The sequence below is a fragment of the Helicobacter rappini genome, from assembly GCF_900198625.1.
GTDB lineage: Bacteria > Campylobacterota > Campylobacteria > Campylobacterales > Helicobacteraceae > Helicobacter_A > Helicobacter_A rappini.
The window spans coordinates 1-15,621 of the sequence record NZ_FZPK01000037.1 but is presented as its reverse complement, the minus strand read 5'-3'; the positions used below and the strand labels follow the sequence as shown (position 1 = coordinate 15,621).

Sequence of the window (15,621 nt, the reverse complement as noted above, 5' to 3'; positions counted from 1 at the left end):
GCAAGGGGTTGGGCTATGAAAACAAAAAAGAAGGATAAAAATACACAGCATATTGCGATCTTGCATGACTATCTAGCATTAATGCCACAAGACCCAAGTAAAAGAATGCAAACTTTTTTTAATCTACTTTATGTGCAAGATTCCCCACACTATATACTTTTAGAAAATCCTTTGCAAATGCTAAAAAATGCTGAAGAATTAAAAGAGTGTGATATATATGAAGCTGCTAGTTTATTGCTTGCGTGTAATGAGAATAATCTCAATACTTTTATGATGATTCCAAGCTTTCTTACACTTTGCAAAGTTTGTTGTAAAAAGTTTGTGTCTATGCCCACAAAACATTATTTAAACTACATTAAATATTTACAAGCAAGCATTTTGTATCATATTGATTCTAAAGGTATAAAGCAAGTCATAAAGCATATAAAGCTATTGCGAGAACATGGTATTATAAGCTTCCATGAGCAAAAATGTATCGAGGTATTAACCCAGAGCGATATTACAGAATCACAAGAAAAGACAAGCACAAATAAAGCATTTGCAAACTCTTTTATACATTTATCCCCAGATAAAATGCCACTTTTTAATCAATTTAATGCCATAGCAAAAGTAAAGAAGATTCTAAAAAAACTCTCATGGACTAAGAATCTAGTCTTTCTTTGCGAAGAAGATTTTACTAAAAAAGTTGTAGTTTTAGGCGGACAAAAAACAGGAAAATCAACACTTCTAGCAACCATGCTTTATGATGGTAAAAAATCTACTGAATCTAACATGCCATTGGAAGCAAAAGCACCCATTGAATACCATTATGGTAAAGGTCTGGCTAGTGTAGTCTATATGCACTTAAATGATCTACAAACCCTGCAGGAATCGCCCATAATAGACACCGCAAAACATTATAAAAACTTGCAAGAAACCTTTCATGATTGCTTAAAAAATGGGAGTGAAAAAATAAAATATGAAAAAATCTATGATTCATATTTTAAGAATAATAAAATCGCTATTGTAGATCGCATTATTGTCCCACAGGATTATGTGTTGTTGCAGTTTATGAGATTTATTAATACCCCCTCACTCATACCCCAGACTTTTCGCCATTTGCAAGTGTATGACTATACCGCAAAAAGCGATATGATTCTGTATTTAGCTAATCTTAATGAGTTAAATGCGGTATTATCTTTTGATAAAATCATTGCTATATTACTGCGTTTAGTAAAAAAGCAGAATATCTCTCACATTCATTTTATTGTAACGCATATTGACAAGGCAAATATGACCTTGCGAAAAAAACAAAGCCTTTGCCAAAAAATACAAAATGCACTAGAAGAGCGGTTGAAACACGCACAAAAAGAAAGACAAAAAAGTCTTGCAAAGCTGCATTTTCACTTCATTACCGCAGGGGTAGCCCACTCAATGAGATGTGGGGCAAGTGCTTCTGAAAGTGGATTTGACATAGCAACGAGTGGGATTTTAGAGCTAGAATCTATGCTTTTCACACATATATTTAACACCCCATCAACACATTTTAATATCCAAATGCTAGAAAATATATTAAAGCTTTGCAAACTCCCTACAGAATCTAGGCAAATAGATTCTATAAACAAAGATGAGATAAAAACACAAATAAATCACATAAAATCCCTATGCAAAGAAGTTTTAAAAAGACTTCCAGCACAATACTATTCCTTTTATGACGCATTTGTAAATTTGCGTGATAATCTGTATTCACAATTCATACAAGCCCTAAATTATGAAACAAAAAAGCGTGGAAATATCGACATACAAAAGTTAAAAACTTCTATGATACAAAGCCTTATTGTAGGACTAAGGGAGCTTGCTAGAATCTTGCAGGAATACTTTTTTGCTATTAAAGAATTACATGAGATAACAACTCTATTGCATCCAAATAATACAGATTCTATTGCAAAGTTTGCACAAACAAAAGAGCACAAAAAGATTCTAGAGCTTATTTTCATGCGATATACAAGCAGCATTAAAGCAGACTTTTTTGATGATAGCAACGCCATTGTAGTAGAACACCTTTCCTATCGCCTTGATATTTTATTGCCCAATACGATTAAAAAGGCAGATATACAAGAAGATTCTGTCATAAAGCCTTTGAAAGAAAATTTTGATTACTATTTCTTATTGTTAGAACAAAATATCAATACGCTTTTTCATAATAAAATAAATCTTTTTAATACCCAATTAGAGCGACTTGAACATATCTTAGAATCTTGCTTTATCCACTATTTTGAAGAATATAAAGAACAAGAGAAAGAAGACTTTGATACACTCATTTCAATGCTTGTATATGGAGGGAATAAATGAGCTTATTAAAGCAATTTATACAAGAATATGATGATTTATATGATAAGAATCTTAGCAAGGAGGGCACAGGCGATATACTGCAAGAAATAAAACAAGCAGAAAAAATCATCAATATGCCAAAATTGCACCCCACACAAGAGATAAAGCAGTGCTACAAACAGCTAAAAGAACAATATAAAAGCCCTTTGACAATGCAGCTTGTGGGCGATTGCCATCTTAGTATGATTGCCTTTTTAAATGTGCTTTTTAAAGATTCTCTTATACCCTTAAACAACTCTTTAGCACAGAAAAAATTTATCATTCGTTTTTCTCAAGTCTCATTTGCAAGGGCATATTACAAACAAAATAGTGTTAATGTGAATCTACACACGCTTGATTGTTCTTCTAGTAATTTAGAATCTATTGAGTATTTTGAAGTCTTTGTGAATGTAGATTTATTGCAAGAATGCGTGATTATAAAAGAGAGTGATTTTAGCAGTAAAAAAACGCTTAATGCAATAAAAGATTCTGATTGCATTCTATGGGTATTAAATAAGCCAGAAAAACTCAAAAAAGAAGAGTTATTAAAAATCATCAAGAAAAAGCCAAGTATAGCTATAATCGCCTATGATAAAAAAGAGAAAGAAGAGCATGAAATATTAGAGCAAGTATCCACACATAGAAAACAACTCATCTCTCAATACAATTTGCAATCTATCCATGACTTGCATTTATGGAATCTACTTGAGTTTTACAGGCTTGATGAGAAGTTTGCGTTATGTAAAATTCTTAATAATCTCGCCAAACAGCAACTATCAGGCAAGATAAAAACACCAGAAAATATCCTATCTGCACTCGACCAAACAAAGATTCTAATAGAATCTTTTTACGCCCAAAAAGACACGCTAAAGCAAGATTCAGCACAAAATACAATCATGCAAGATATTTTAGAGAACATACAAGCAGTCTTGCAAAGGGCAAAGCTAAAAAGGGGAAATGCTATCCTTAAAATAGCACTTGAAAAAAATAAAAATATAGATAAGCATTACAAAATCATTTTTCAGCATTATAAAAAGCTGGATTTAGCCTATGATAAGGCAAGTAAGCACTTTATCACTAGGCTAAATAAGCTTATTAGTGATTATAATTATGAAATTTTTGTTAGCATCGCAAAGGGCTTAAAAAGGTATTTAGACAGCATTGTAGAAAGTGTGTTAGATAACTTAGAAACAATTAAAATAAAGACTAGACCAAATCAACCAAAATTCCTTGATATATTGACGAATCGCCGCATTGTATATGAGAGCTTTCAACTCAACAAAGATGAACTACTAAGAGAAATAAAAGATTCTAAAAGCCTTTTAGCAAGAAAACATAAAAATTTATTACAAAAGCTTATGCGACTTGATTCCTATATCAAGCAAAGTATGCGAGATATTATGCAAAACTTTGAGCGAGTATTACAAGAATGGGTAGAAGAATCTCATCATATTATCCTGCAAAAAAAGCCAAGCTATATTAGCACGGATAGCTATATAAACCTTGAAGAATTCCAGCTAAAAATTTTCCAAGATTTTACGCAGCAATATAAAGCCATGATAGATGATTCTCTGTTAAAAATGCACACAGACATTACAACTATAAGTGTATGGGTAGAAGCTACAAAAACCATATTGCTTGAATGCTTAATATTGCGTATAGACCAGAAGTTTCACGCAGACAAAGCCTTAGTAAAACAAGATAATAAGATACATGCAACCCCACTTGATAAAGTATTTTTACAAGATTGCATTTTAGAGTTTTTACCTGAAAAAATTGAGCAAATTTTTTGTTCCCTGCCTATCTCACACACAATTTTTGATTCTATCCCAAAACAACTTTCACAAATCACAAAAGAGAATGAAAAAACTATCCGCAACAAAATACGAGAAATCATGGACTTGCGTCAAACACTTAAAAACGGCACAAAGATTTTAGAAAACGCCATTGAGAATGGAAGTGAGATAAACATAAATAATGAATAATTAAGGACTATGTAAAAGATTTAGTTGATAATCCTTTATCTTAGAAGCTAAAGTTTATAATATGGATATGGACAATCAAGGAAGATGTAGCAATCCACACCTTGAATTTTTACATCAATTATTGAATAACTCAAAAAGTCACAAGATCTTTCACTAAATGGCAGAATCGGTAATTTTATAAAAATGCAAATAAATGCCGCAAAAAACTTTATAAAGCAAGTCTAGACTGCATAGAATCTTACTAAAACTTCTTACTATTCACATCATCTAAAATTTTTACTGCGACATTATCTAATGCGGTGCTTATATCGCGTGAATGATTGGCAATTTTTACATTTTGCTGCGTGATGTCTTCAAGTTGCGAAATAGTATCATTGATTTGATTGACACCTTGTGCTTGTTCTTTAATAGATTCTGCCATATCGTTGATACTCTGTACCAAAAGATTTGTATTTGCTTCAATTTCACCCAAACTTCTTTGTGTGCGTTCGGCAAGCTTTCTTACCTCATCAGCAACAACCGCAAAGCCCCTGCCGTGTTCTCCTGCCCTTGCGGCTTCAATAGCGGCATTCAAAGCTAAAAGGTTTGTTTGATCTGCAATATCGCGTATGATACCGATGACATTTTTGATATCTTCACTTTGTGCGATGACTTCATTTGTGCGATCACTTACATTTTGCATAGATTGGGCAATCTCTTCTGTGAGAGTGGCAGTTTGTGCAAGTGATGCACTTTGAGTGTTAGCACTCTCTGTAAGCTCAAGGACAGAAGATTCTAACTCTTTAGATTTTACTTCAAGTTCGTTGGCATAGTTTTTAGAGACTGAAAGCATACTCACCATAGAATCCCCCAAGCTATTTACGGCATTTTCAAGTCCTCTAGGATTTTCTATCCTGTCAGTAAAGTCGTTATTTTTATACGCATCAAACACTCTTGCGGTATTCTTGAGATTCTCGCCGACAAGGTTTAAAAGCGTGTGCGACATTTGATTTATCGCATCTTTTAGCTCATTGATTTGCGGATTTAGGCTTGTATTTTCTATCACAGAGCCAAATCGCCCCTCTTTTGCCTCCGCTACGACATCTAGCACATCACGCACAAGGTTAGAATCTTGTCTTAGTCCCTCTTGTGTGCGTTTGACATTCTCATCAATCGCCTTTGCCATACGCCCAATCTCATCTTTAGAATCTAGTGGGATAGAATCCATTGTTTTACTCTCGTGATTAAGATAGGCAAAAAAGGCAAAGACATTGTGCTGTAAGTTTAAGATTCCACGCAAATGTGTGCTGTAAAAGAGCCACATTGATGGGAAAAAGATAAGCAAAAACGCCACCATTGAAATGGCGATATTGCTGTATATCGTTTGAGAGATATTACTCAAAATCCCCTGTGAAGTGGCGTGTGTATAGGTGTCTAGCGTGTCGATATACACACCTGTTGCAATCCAAATATTTGCGGTGTTGGGGATAAGCTGTGCGTAAGATACTTTTTGTGCATCAACAAACTTTCCATCTGGCAGGGGCTTAGGGAAAACATAATAGACAAATTTACCCCTTTTGCTCTCATCTTTTGCACTCTCAAAAAGATCCCGTATGAAATAAGTGCCATTAATATCCTTTGTATCCCACAAAGACTTGCCTATAATGTCTGTTTGATGCGGATATGCTAAAGCAACCCCTTCTTTATACACAAAATAATAGCTTGATTTATCATCTTCAAAATACATCTTGCTAATGGCTTTAGAAATGATTTGTATTTGCTCCTTTTCATCTAATCCCTTGACAATCTCACCAAGCGCACTCGCCATAGAATCTGTGCTAAGCTTGATTTTTGCTTCAATCTCTTGTTGTAGCATTGCGACAATTTGGGCTTGTGTAGCTTTGGAGGACTTTGCTTCTCCTAGTATTGTCAGCACCAAAAATATGACAAATGCTATAAGAAAGCCGATAACAAGGCTTAGGAATTTTGATTTAAGTGAGAGATTCTTATAAAACTTCATTATAATCCCTTTTGTAAGTTTCTAATATTCTAATATATTATCATAAAAATTACAAAATAATTCAAAGAGCGGGATTGTTACAACTTTTAAAAGAATTTGAAAAGTTAAGAAAAACTAGGCGGGTATATTTTGCTGTTTTTATCTTCAAGGCAATATATAAATGGGCGTGTTGATACTAATCACTTCATATAATTCTTTCATGCTTGCATTATCAAGGGCTATGCAGCCATCAGTCCAATCGCCATATTGTTTAAAAAGTTCTTTTGCAATATTCATGCCATTTGGTAATCCGTGAATCTTGATATCGCCACCCGCATTTTTATTGTGTTTTTTAGCATTGGCAATATCTAGCTTATTTGGATAACTAATGCCAAGATTGAGAAAATAGCGTGATTTTGGGTTTTTAGAATCAATATAATACAAGCCCTCAGGCGTTTTACTATCACCTTCAAACTCTTTGTGTCCTTGCGGATTTTTACCCAATGCGATATGCGGATAACTTTTTAATAGCTTATTTTTATCATCGTAGAGTTCTAATATTCTTTTTTGTTTATGCACGACAATCTTTGCTACCCTACCTTTTAAGCTTAAGTCTATGGGATATTCTTGTCCTCTTTCTGTCGCAATGCTTATTTGATAAAGTAAGGTTAGGATACAAAAAAGTAGCAAAATTACTATAATAGCTTTGGTAAGACTTTGTTTCATTGCTTCACTCTAAAAATGCTAAATCTATCTGCCTAATACATGCCTTGTCTTACATAAAAACACTTTGTATATAAAGTCGTTCCTTTATATACACTAAGCACATTATGGTTATTTTATTTTGTAATTACTTCTTCTTTGCGGTTGTTGCTTTTGTGCTTGTAGCCTTTGTGCTTTTGGTAGCTCTAGGTTTTCTTGTAGTGGTTTTTGCTGAAGTGGTTTGATCGCCTATTTTTTCTCCAAGTGTTTGAGTGTCTAAGCCCTCAAGTGCTGATGCGAATATATCAAGCATATCACCTGTTGAGGTCATTTCGCTACTTTGCTCACTCACATTTTTTGGCTCTAGGTTGTAGATGATATTATATGCTCGTTTCAAAAACGCTTCATTACCTTTTGAAAACTGATAAAAGCATAAAGCTTCTAGCCCTTTTGTTCTCACTTCACTTGCTAAAACGCCAAACTCACGATAGTTTGACGCGATTGCAATGCTATCGTAGTTGCCAGAATAAAGTGCTTTTGACACATCTACACTTAAACGCATATTATTGTTTGCTTGACTATTGCCTATTGAGATTCTAAAATAATGCCTATCAAGCTGACTATACCATAAGTCAAGATTGTCTTTTGTGATATATGCGCGTTTTACACAAATATTGTAACCCTCATTTTGCAAATAATCAAAAATAAGTGTCATAAACGCCGCTTCGAGTCTATCACAATCAATAAACAATGCTAAATTCTTTGCCATACTATCTCCTTCAAATAGATTTAAGCGATATAAAAATCTTGGTATATAGATACCATCTTTTTTGTGTAGTCATGTTTTGGATTTGACATTATAGCTTGTGTATGTCCATATTCGACAATTTTACCTTGAAATATGACTGCTACATTATCGCATAAATTTGCAACAACGCCTAAATCATGCGTGATGAGTATATAGCTCACATTATAAGCTTTTTGCACATCATGCAAGAGTTTTAGCGTATTTTTCTGCACGAATTTGTCAAGTGCGCTTGTAGGCTCATCAAGGATTAGAATCTTTGGATTTAGCACCATAGAACGCGCAATGGCTACTCTTTGCCTTTGACCGCCACTTAGCTCACTTGGATAACGAGTAAGCAAACTTCTATCCAAATCTAGCACATTAAAGATTTTTTCAATCTCTTGCATAATAGATTCATCACTCTTTTTTTGCAATTTTAGCCCCTCGCTCACTAAATCTTTTACACGAAATCTTGGATTAAGAGAACTCATAGAATCTTGAAAAACGACTTGCATGTTTTTTCGCATTTCTTTTAAATACCTTTTATCAACTTTTCCATTGTAAGATAAAGTCTGATTAAAATATGAATCTATGCCTTGTGTATCCATGAGATGTAATATACCTTTTGCTAAGGAACTTTTACCACTACCGCTTTCCCCTATAATACCCAAAGTTTTACCTTCTTGCAAGGTGAGATTAACATTTTTTGTAATTATAGATAGTTTTTTGTGAAAGTATTTACTTTTTTTAACGCCTACACTAAAATCTTTTAGCTGCATTATAGTTGGTGTTTGTGTGGTGTTGTATTGTTTTGTTTCAAGAAAGTTTGCTTGAAAAAGCTTTTGCGTGTAGCTGTGTTTTGGTGTGGAATGAAGTGTAAGGGTTTCTATAATGTGTCCGTTTTGCATAATGATATAGGTATCACAAAGAGCGCGTAAAATACCTAAATCATGTGTGATAAAAAGCATTGCAACGCGGTGTTTTTTTGCAATTTGTTTCAGCAAGTTTATCACCTGCATACTTAGCGACATATCAAGGGCGGTTGTAGGCTCATCACAGATGATTAACTTTGGATTTGCAACAAGGGCTAGAGAGATTGCCACCCTTTGCCTTTGACCGCCACTTAGCTCATGTGGATAGCGAGTAAGTAAGCTGCAATCAAGCCCGACTTCATTACAAATAGATTCTATATGTGCTTTTCTTTGTTTAGAATCTCTCATAAGATTATGTATGATAAGCGTTTCTTCAATCTGTTTATATACTTTATGGAGTGGGTTGAGTGAGCTTAGCGGGTCTTGTGGTATGTATGAGATTTCTTTGCCCAAAATATTTTGCATTGAGAGATTTTGCGTTGTTATGGTTTTAGATTTTCTCTCTTTTTGTAATTGCAATAAATCATAATTACAGAATCTTATCTCACCTTTGTGTATGTTGATATTTGGTTCAAGTCCCATTATAATTCTTGCAAGCAGGCTTTTACCACTTCCACTCTCACCCGCAAGTCCTAGAATCTGCCCTTGCTTTATTTCTATATTGATATTTTGTAAGCAAAAGTGATTGCGTGTAGATTCTAGAATCTTGTCATTTTGAGCCATAGGCGAAAAATCTTGTTTAGTTTTTACATTAGATACTTCGGCTAACGTCTCAGTATGACAAGCGGTTGGTTTAGAATCTAGATTCTGTGTCAAATCTGGGTGGGTTAGGGGATTTGAGGTATAAATTTTGGAATCTAGATTCTTATTATCTGTATCCCATATTGCGTGTCTATTAGATTCTATATGGGTTTTATGAGATTTAGAATCTTTTGTGCTTGTGCTAAATGAAGCATACAAACCTTTGATAGATAAAAGTAAATCTTTTGTTGTATCTGCTAATACACCTTCTCTATTCATCACTAAATCCTAAAAATCATAAAATTCTAAGGCACATAAGGTTTGTAAGCATCATTTTGGCACATGATTAACCTCTATCCCATTACGCAATATTGTCGCATTATAGTTATCTGTGATAAGAATGTGTCTTGCTGATTGTGGCAAGTCTATCTTATATGTTGTTTTAGAATCTGTAAGCATAATCACATCAAGTGGATTCATAGCGTTGTCAAAAATAAGGATTTTTGGATACCATGCTTCTGTGTTGTCTTTTGGTGTGATTTGGATTGTGCCTGTGGTTATGGCTGTAAGCCAGTATTTGCCATTAATTTGTGTAAGCGTATTTGTGCCTTTTGCAAGGACTTTTGCTGCTGCGATATTTGAGTTTAATAAGCTTATATCATATATCCAGTGTGTAGCGGAGTAGCGATTGACATCAATGATTGCATAACCTCGCTTAGTTAGATTTGTAGCCATAACGATTGGATCGACACTAGATTCTGCATTGAGCGTGTATGTGAGTTTTATTTTTTCATCTTCTTTTGTTGCTTCGGTTACATAAAAATATGAGTAGCCAATACTGCTTAAAATATTACTTGCACTATACGCAAGGAAAGTAAAGCTAGGCTCTCTATCAGTCTGCTTTTGTGCGTTAAGGCGGAAGGTAACAGATACATTGCTAGGCTTTGTGAGTTTGAGAGAGAGTAAGCCATTGCTTTTTAATGCACTAAGCACCTTAACTACATTAAGATTACCGCCTTGATAGAATGCCTTTTCATTAGCAAAGATTTTTTTTATAAATTTCTCATTTGCTTGATAGCTATTTTTTGTCATTAGTTTTTGCACTTTTTGTTGTAATTCACTTGCGATAAGCATATTACAAAGTAGCAATGCGGTTATACAGATTCTAAATATATTCATTATTTGCCCCCTAATGCTTTGTATTCTTTTTGTGTGATGAGTTTCATGCCGCTTTCTTTATCATATAACATGTAGGTTACCCCTCTTTGATTGTATTCAAAGGTTTGTCCATTTGCTTCTATGCTTAAGACTGCATAGCCAAAATGAAATATCGTAGGATTTTTAATCGTAAGGGTAATAGGTGTTTTCTTTGTGTATTTTTCTCCACGCACTTTTGTGATAGTATCCACCCATGCAAACCATACATCTTGCTTCGGTGTGATTGTAAGGGTTATTTCTTTTGTATTTTTGCTCTCTTGTTTTACTTCTTGTTGAGCTATTTTAGAATCTTCTTTTATGTCTTGTTGTTTAGAATCTTTTCCTTGTGTTTGGTCTATATTTTTTGCTTCATTGTTTTTTGTGGCTATTTGCTCTCTTTTTTCTTCATTATCATTTAATGCGTCATAAAGAGAGATTGTAGGATAGGCTTGTTTTATATCTTTTTCAACAATTCTTTTTTGTGTGTTGTTTTGTTCTGCCACATGACTTGCCTGCGTATTATTAGAATCCACAAAGTAGATTCCAAAAGCCACAAGTAGCACAACGCTAACGCTAGATACTGCAATAATCAGCGTTTTATAGGATACTTGTTGCTTTGGCATGCTGATTTCTATATTCATGCTGCTTAGTTGCTGCTTATTGTTTGTTGTTTGTTGTTTTGATTTTGGAAGTTTTACTTGCTGTGTGTTTATAGGATTCTCTTTATCTGTATTTTCTAGTTTAGAATCTTTATTTCCAAAATCTTGTCTAGAAGAATTTTGTTTGGAAACTTGCGGACTACTTATTTTTGTGTTAGTAGAATCTGGTTGTAGTTTTTCTGTTTGCATGGTATCAGATTCTAAAACATTAGGATCTTTTTGAGTATTTATTTGCTTATATTCATCATACTCCTTTACCCATTCGCTTAAGTCAAGTTGCAATTCACGCTCTAGAATCTTTATAAAGCCATGTGCTCTAGTTGGATCAATATTATCAAATTTTTTATCCAAAATATCATGTAGTCTTACTAGCGTAATCCTTGTTTTACGATGAATTTCTTCTATATCCATTTGTTTTAGTTTGTCAAAATCAGCCATAATATTCCTTTTTTATGTGTTGGATTCTATCAATGAGTATTCCTGCTGCAACACTTGCATTTAGAGAATCAAAGCCATTACACATAGCAATATGCAAGGCGTAATCAAGCTTATTTAATAGCTTTTGTGGCAGCCCTGTATCTTCCCTGCCGATAAAAATAGCCCATTTGTTGGGTGTAGATTCTAAAATATTTTTATTATTTTTACCTGCTCCAATGAGTGTAAATTGCTTCATTTTTGCTTCATTGGCAACACTAAGGCTTGATTTATGAAAAGAAAAGGGCATATTGAGTAATGCCCCACTGCTTGATCTAAAAATCCCCTCTAATGCCTGCGTGTTTAAAGTGTCTCTATCGCTGATTACAATCCCCCCAATGCCAAGTGCATAAGCTGTTCTCACAATAGCCCCAATATTTCCAATATCACTCATGCCGCATAATACAACTAGGCTTGAGAAATCAAGTAGGGCTTTAAATGGGGTTTGCTCGATGGGCTTGATTTTTGCAAATACGCCTTGATGATTTTTCCCCCGTGCAAGACTTTGTGCTTTTTTATTATCTATCCTAAGGATTGGCACATTTAGCCTTTTTAGTTTAGCAAACAAAGGCTTTTCTATGTCTTTTGCTAAATAAATCTCTTGAATATGCGTAGGTGCATGATGTATCACATATTCAAAACATTGCTTCCCAAAAATAATCATTACTAGAATCCACAGCTACTAATTTTTTCTGTAATGCTACCATAAAAAAGCTAGAGTTTTACTCTAGCTTATCGAAATAAATATTTATAAATAAAGATTTTTGATGATATATGTTATTAGCCGTTTAGAATCCTTTATTCAATCTTTGACTAGAAGTATTTGTAATGATATAACTTTGTAGAATTGCCCATGTCCATACACCAGAGACAATATATCCTAAAAATTTGTAAATAAAGAACAAATAGGCATTGTGTGTAAAAAGGCAAACTATACGCAGATTAAATCTTACAATTTACTTCAATAAAAGAGATAAAAGTTTCATCTAGCTAATTGCAAACTAGAGTTTAGATAAAGTCATCTTCATCTATCTCTGTGATACTTACGCCATTATAATAGAATTTTTCACTATTACCGCAAAGCCATTTTCTATCGCTTGGAGTTTCTGCTTTTAGATAGATCACTTGCGATGTAATGCCAGAGTTTCTTACATGTTTCGTGCATTTAATAAGCACATCATCGCCCCTTTCAGAGCAACATACACCAATCCCACCAACTACTTGAAAATTTTTGTCTAAAATCAGCATAATCATTCCTTATTATTTTAATTTCAACTAAATGGGCTAAATTATAGCAGATTCTAATAAATTTTTACTCTCAATGTGTCAATATGCCTAAAGTATGAGTTATAACTCATTTTGTATTGTTATAAAGAACTTGTCAGAAAATATATACAATTTGGTTTTGATTTTATAAATTTATGAGAATGCTATGCGATATTTTAGTGGTTTTGGTTTGTATGGTGATTATGCTTTATTTGAGTCGCTTTTATATGATTTTGGTTATGTGCCAAATCATTATGACATTATAGGTTTTAGCTCTGGGGCATTGTCTGCTTTACAATATGCTATGCAAAGGATTGTCAATAAACAAAGGGTTGGCAGAGTCATTCTTTTATCACCACTACTTTATACGCATCATATTTCCAACAATTCTGTGTTAAATATCGCGGGTTTAGATTCTAATCTTATCAAGGCGGGGCATTTTATGCAGGATTTAGAGAAGCTGGAATCTCTACCAAATCTGGGTGGGCTACGGGGTTTAGGGCGTAATTTTTGGAATCTAGATTCTAAAAACAATACACAAATCATAACCCATGTAAGTTTTGAATCTTTTGCCAGAGAATTTTCTCATATTAATATTTACACATTATGGAATCTGTTTAAAAAAGCATGTATTCATTCATATAAAAAGGACAAGCTAAAATATCATACTATGCTGTATAAGCAACTTGGATTTCACATAACAGACGATATAATGAGCTTAGATTCTCATAATAACAAGGAATGTAGAGTTTTTACACAATTTGAAAAACTCACAACCTTAAGGAATCTATGGGATATTCATGCTATCGATTTAGAGAAAATAGAGAAAAAATCGCAAAAGTTTGTGGTATTTATCGCAGAAAATGATAGAATAACAAACTCAAAATTAATAAGCAAATATTTATCGCAGTTTGGAATCTGCTATATATTAAAAGGTCGAAACCATATTTTACAGAGAGTAGCTAACAAAAGGGCATAATAACGAATATGAAAAAAAGAGCATTTTCAGGTATCCAGCCAACAGGCAGTCTGCATTTAGGTAACTATCTTGGTGCCATCAAGCAATGGGTAAAAAATCAAGCAGAATATGAAAATATTTATTGTGTTGTAAATACTCATGCTATAACGATACACCAAGACCCAAAGGTTTTGCAGCAAAATACTATGGAACTTTTTGCTATGCTGCTTGCGTGTGGGCTTACAAGCGAGAATACAAAGCTTTTTGTGCAAAGTAGAATTGACTATCATGGTGCGCTTGCGTGGATTCTAGATTGCAATATCGGTATGGGTGAGATGAGTCGCATGACTCAATTTAAAGATAAGTCACAGAAAAATCCGCAAAATATAAATGTCGGACTTTTTAATTATCCAGCGTTAATGGCGGCTGATATTTTATTGTATCAAAGCGATTTTGTGCCAGTTGGAGAGGATCAAAAGCAGCATTTAGAGCTTACAAGAAATGTTGCCATGAGGTTTAATGAACGCTATGGAGAATGCTTTAAAGTGCCAGAGCCCTTAATCGCAGAGGTTGGTGCTAGAATCATGTCGCTTGATGATCCAAGTGTAAAGATGAGTAAGTCAAATAAAGGTGAATATAGTGTGATAAATCTGATTGATTCTAAAGATAGCATTATAAAAAAAGTCAAAAAAGCCACCACAGATAGCCTTAATGAGATTGTGTTTGATAAGGAAAGGGCAGGGCTTTATAACCTCTTGTGTATTTATGAATGTATCACAGGTAAAAGTCGAAATGAGATTGAAAATAGTTTTAAGGGCTATGGCGAGTTTAAGATCGCACTTGCTGAAGCCATTTTTGCAGAATTAGAGCCAATACAGCAAAAATATCATCAATTCATGCAGGAAAAAACTTATATTAATGATATAATCACGCGTGATGAAACATACATTAGAGACCTAGCCCAAAGCACTTATGATAGGGCAAAATCTTTAGTGGGTTTAATTTAATTTTATTTTAAGGAGACAGCGATGGATGACATTGTAAAGGAAGATATTTCTACGATTATAGAGCAGATTCAAGATTCATTAGATGAGCTTGAGAGCCACTTTGAAAAGCTAGAATCTAAGAGCGCGAAAAACTCAGAAACAATCAACAATATGATTGAAGAGATGCGATTAAATCTTGAAACCTTGCGTGATTTTCAGGATGCTTAATCTTTAGTTTGTTGTTTCACAAAAGCTTTTATTCGTTTGGAGTGTGGCTAGAAAATAGTTCATACTTTCCATGATCTAATCCACACAATTTCTACACAAGTTTTTTCAAACTTAGCGATTTCTATGTCTTCATATATAGCATTATGTATAGGTTTCATATTGATTCTTCATTATTTTGTGAGTAGTATTAAATATGAGATTTGATTCTATATTTTTCAATCATCGAAAGAAAATCGTGTTGCGAGAAATATTACTCTTAATAAGATAAATTAATAATGAGTGTTTGTTAATTATCTTGAATATGCAACTACAAGCGGTATGAATTCAGTATTAATGAAAATTTTATGTAGGCTTGAATAATCTTTCAATTTGATTGAGATTGGCGAAAAAGTCTTGTTGCATTTATTGTTAGAAATAAGTGTTGTTGCTATCACCTATA

Annotated in this window: 13 protein-coding genes; 5 read left to right on the top strand and 8 right to left on the bottom strand. The window is 33.7% G+C overall.

What is annotated here, in order from left to right; translation table 11 throughout:
• Positions 1 to 15: 15 nt before the first annotated feature.
• Both C6H17_RS07595 and C6H17_RS07590 read left to right on the top strand, forming a co-directional pair.
• Positions 16 to 2,331, top strand: a complete 2,316-nt coding sequence (locus tag C6H17_RS07595) for a hypothetical protein (protein WP_005217251.1) — start codon at positions 16 to 18, stop codon at positions 2,329 to 2,331.
• Complete coding sequence (locus C6H17_RS07590) at positions 2,328 to 4,334, top strand: hypothetical protein (RefSeq protein WP_005217252.1); 2,007 nt, start codon at positions 2,328 to 2,330, stop codon at positions 4,332 to 4,334. The genes C6H17_RS07595 and C6H17_RS07590 overlap by 4 nt, the downstream gene beginning before the upstream one ends.
• Before the next feature lie 241 nt (positions 4,335 to 4,575).
• On the opposite strand, the gene C6H17_RS13440 is transcribed toward C6H17_RS07590, so the two are convergent.
• The 8 genes from C6H17_RS13440 to C6H17_RS07550 all read right to left on the bottom strand — a co-directional run bounded on the left by C6H17_RS13440 (position 4,576) and on the right by C6H17_RS07550 (position 12,992).
• Positions 4,576 to 6,333 carry a methyl-accepting chemotaxis protein gene (locus C6H17_RS13440; protein WP_020995527.1) on the bottom strand — a complete coding sequence of 586 codons (1,758 nt, stop codon included), beginning with the start codon at positions 6,331 to 6,333 and terminating at the stop codon, positions 4,576 to 4,578.
• Positions 6,334 to 6,477: 144 nt separating this feature from the next.
• A complete protein-coding gene (locus C6H17_RS07580; protein ID WP_020995528.1) occupies positions 6,478 to 7,038 on the bottom strand; it encodes a L,D-transpeptidase family protein in 561 nt (186 codons plus the stop codon).
• Between the two features lie 124 nt (positions 7,039 to 7,162).
• Positions 7,163 to 7,783, bottom strand: coding sequence for an NYN domain-containing protein (locus tag C6H17_RS07575; protein WP_005217255.1), 621 nt, complete (start codon positions 7,781 to 7,783; stop codon positions 7,163 to 7,165).
• 20 nt (positions 7,784 to 7,803) lie between these two features.
• The gene (locus C6H17_RS07570) at positions 7,804 to 9,693 is read right to left on the bottom strand and encodes an ATP-binding cassette domain-containing protein (protein ID WP_020995529.1); all 1,890 of its coding nucleotides are present in this window, start codon (positions 9,691 to 9,693) and stop codon (positions 7,804 to 7,806) included.
• A gap of 51 nt (positions 9,694 to 9,744) precedes the next feature.
• Positions 9,745 to 10,593 carry a hypothetical protein gene (locus C6H17_RS07565; protein WP_020995530.1) on the bottom strand — a complete coding sequence of 283 codons (849 nt, stop codon included), beginning with the start codon at positions 10,591 to 10,593 and terminating at the stop codon, positions 9,745 to 9,747.
• The gene (locus C6H17_RS07560; RefSeq protein ID WP_005217261.1) at positions 10,593 to 11,708 is read right to left on the bottom strand and encodes a hypothetical protein; all 1,116 of its coding nucleotides are present in this window, start codon (positions 11,706 to 11,708) and stop codon (positions 10,593 to 10,595) included. Before C6H17_RS07560 ends, C6H17_RS07565 begins: the two co-directional genes overlap by 1 nt.
• Positions 11,701 to 12,408, bottom strand: coding sequence for a TrmH family RNA methyltransferase (locus C6H17_RS07555; RefSeq protein ID WP_005217262.1), 708 nt, complete (start codon positions 12,406 to 12,408; stop codon positions 11,701 to 11,703). The genes C6H17_RS07560 and C6H17_RS07555 overlap by 8 nt, the downstream gene beginning before the upstream one ends.
• Before the next feature lie 344 nt (positions 12,409 to 12,752).
• On the bottom strand, positions 12,753 to 12,992 hold the full coding sequence (locus tag C6H17_RS07550; RefSeq protein ID WP_004088548.1) for a hypothetical protein: 240 nt from the start codon (positions 12,990 to 12,992) through the stop codon (positions 12,753 to 12,755).
• A 184-nt stretch (positions 12,993 to 13,176) separates the two neighbouring features.
• Between C6H17_RS07550 and C6H17_RS07545 the strand changes: the two genes are divergently transcribed.
• The 3 genes from C6H17_RS07545 to C6H17_RS07535 are packed head-to-tail and all read left to right on the top strand — an operon-like array spanning position 13,177 to position 15,182.
• The gene (locus C6H17_RS07545) at positions 13,177 to 13,989 is read left to right on the top strand and encodes an alpha/beta hydrolase (protein ID WP_005217264.1); all 813 of its coding nucleotides are present in this window, start codon (positions 13,177 to 13,179) and stop codon (positions 13,987 to 13,989) included.
• 8 nt (positions 13,990 to 13,997) lie between these two features.
• Complete coding sequence (gene trpS, locus C6H17_RS07540; RefSeq protein WP_005217265.1) at positions 13,998 to 14,975, top strand: tryptophan--tRNA ligase; 978 nt, start codon at positions 13,998 to 14,000, stop codon at positions 14,973 to 14,975.
• A gap of 21 nt (positions 14,976 to 14,996) precedes the next feature.
• Positions 14,997 to 15,182 (top strand): hypothetical protein, encoded by a 186-nt coding sequence (locus tag C6H17_RS07535; protein ID WP_004088541.1) that lies wholly within the window; start codon positions 14,997 to 14,999, stop codon positions 15,180 to 15,182.
• Positions 15,183 to 15,621: the final 439 nt, after the last annotated feature.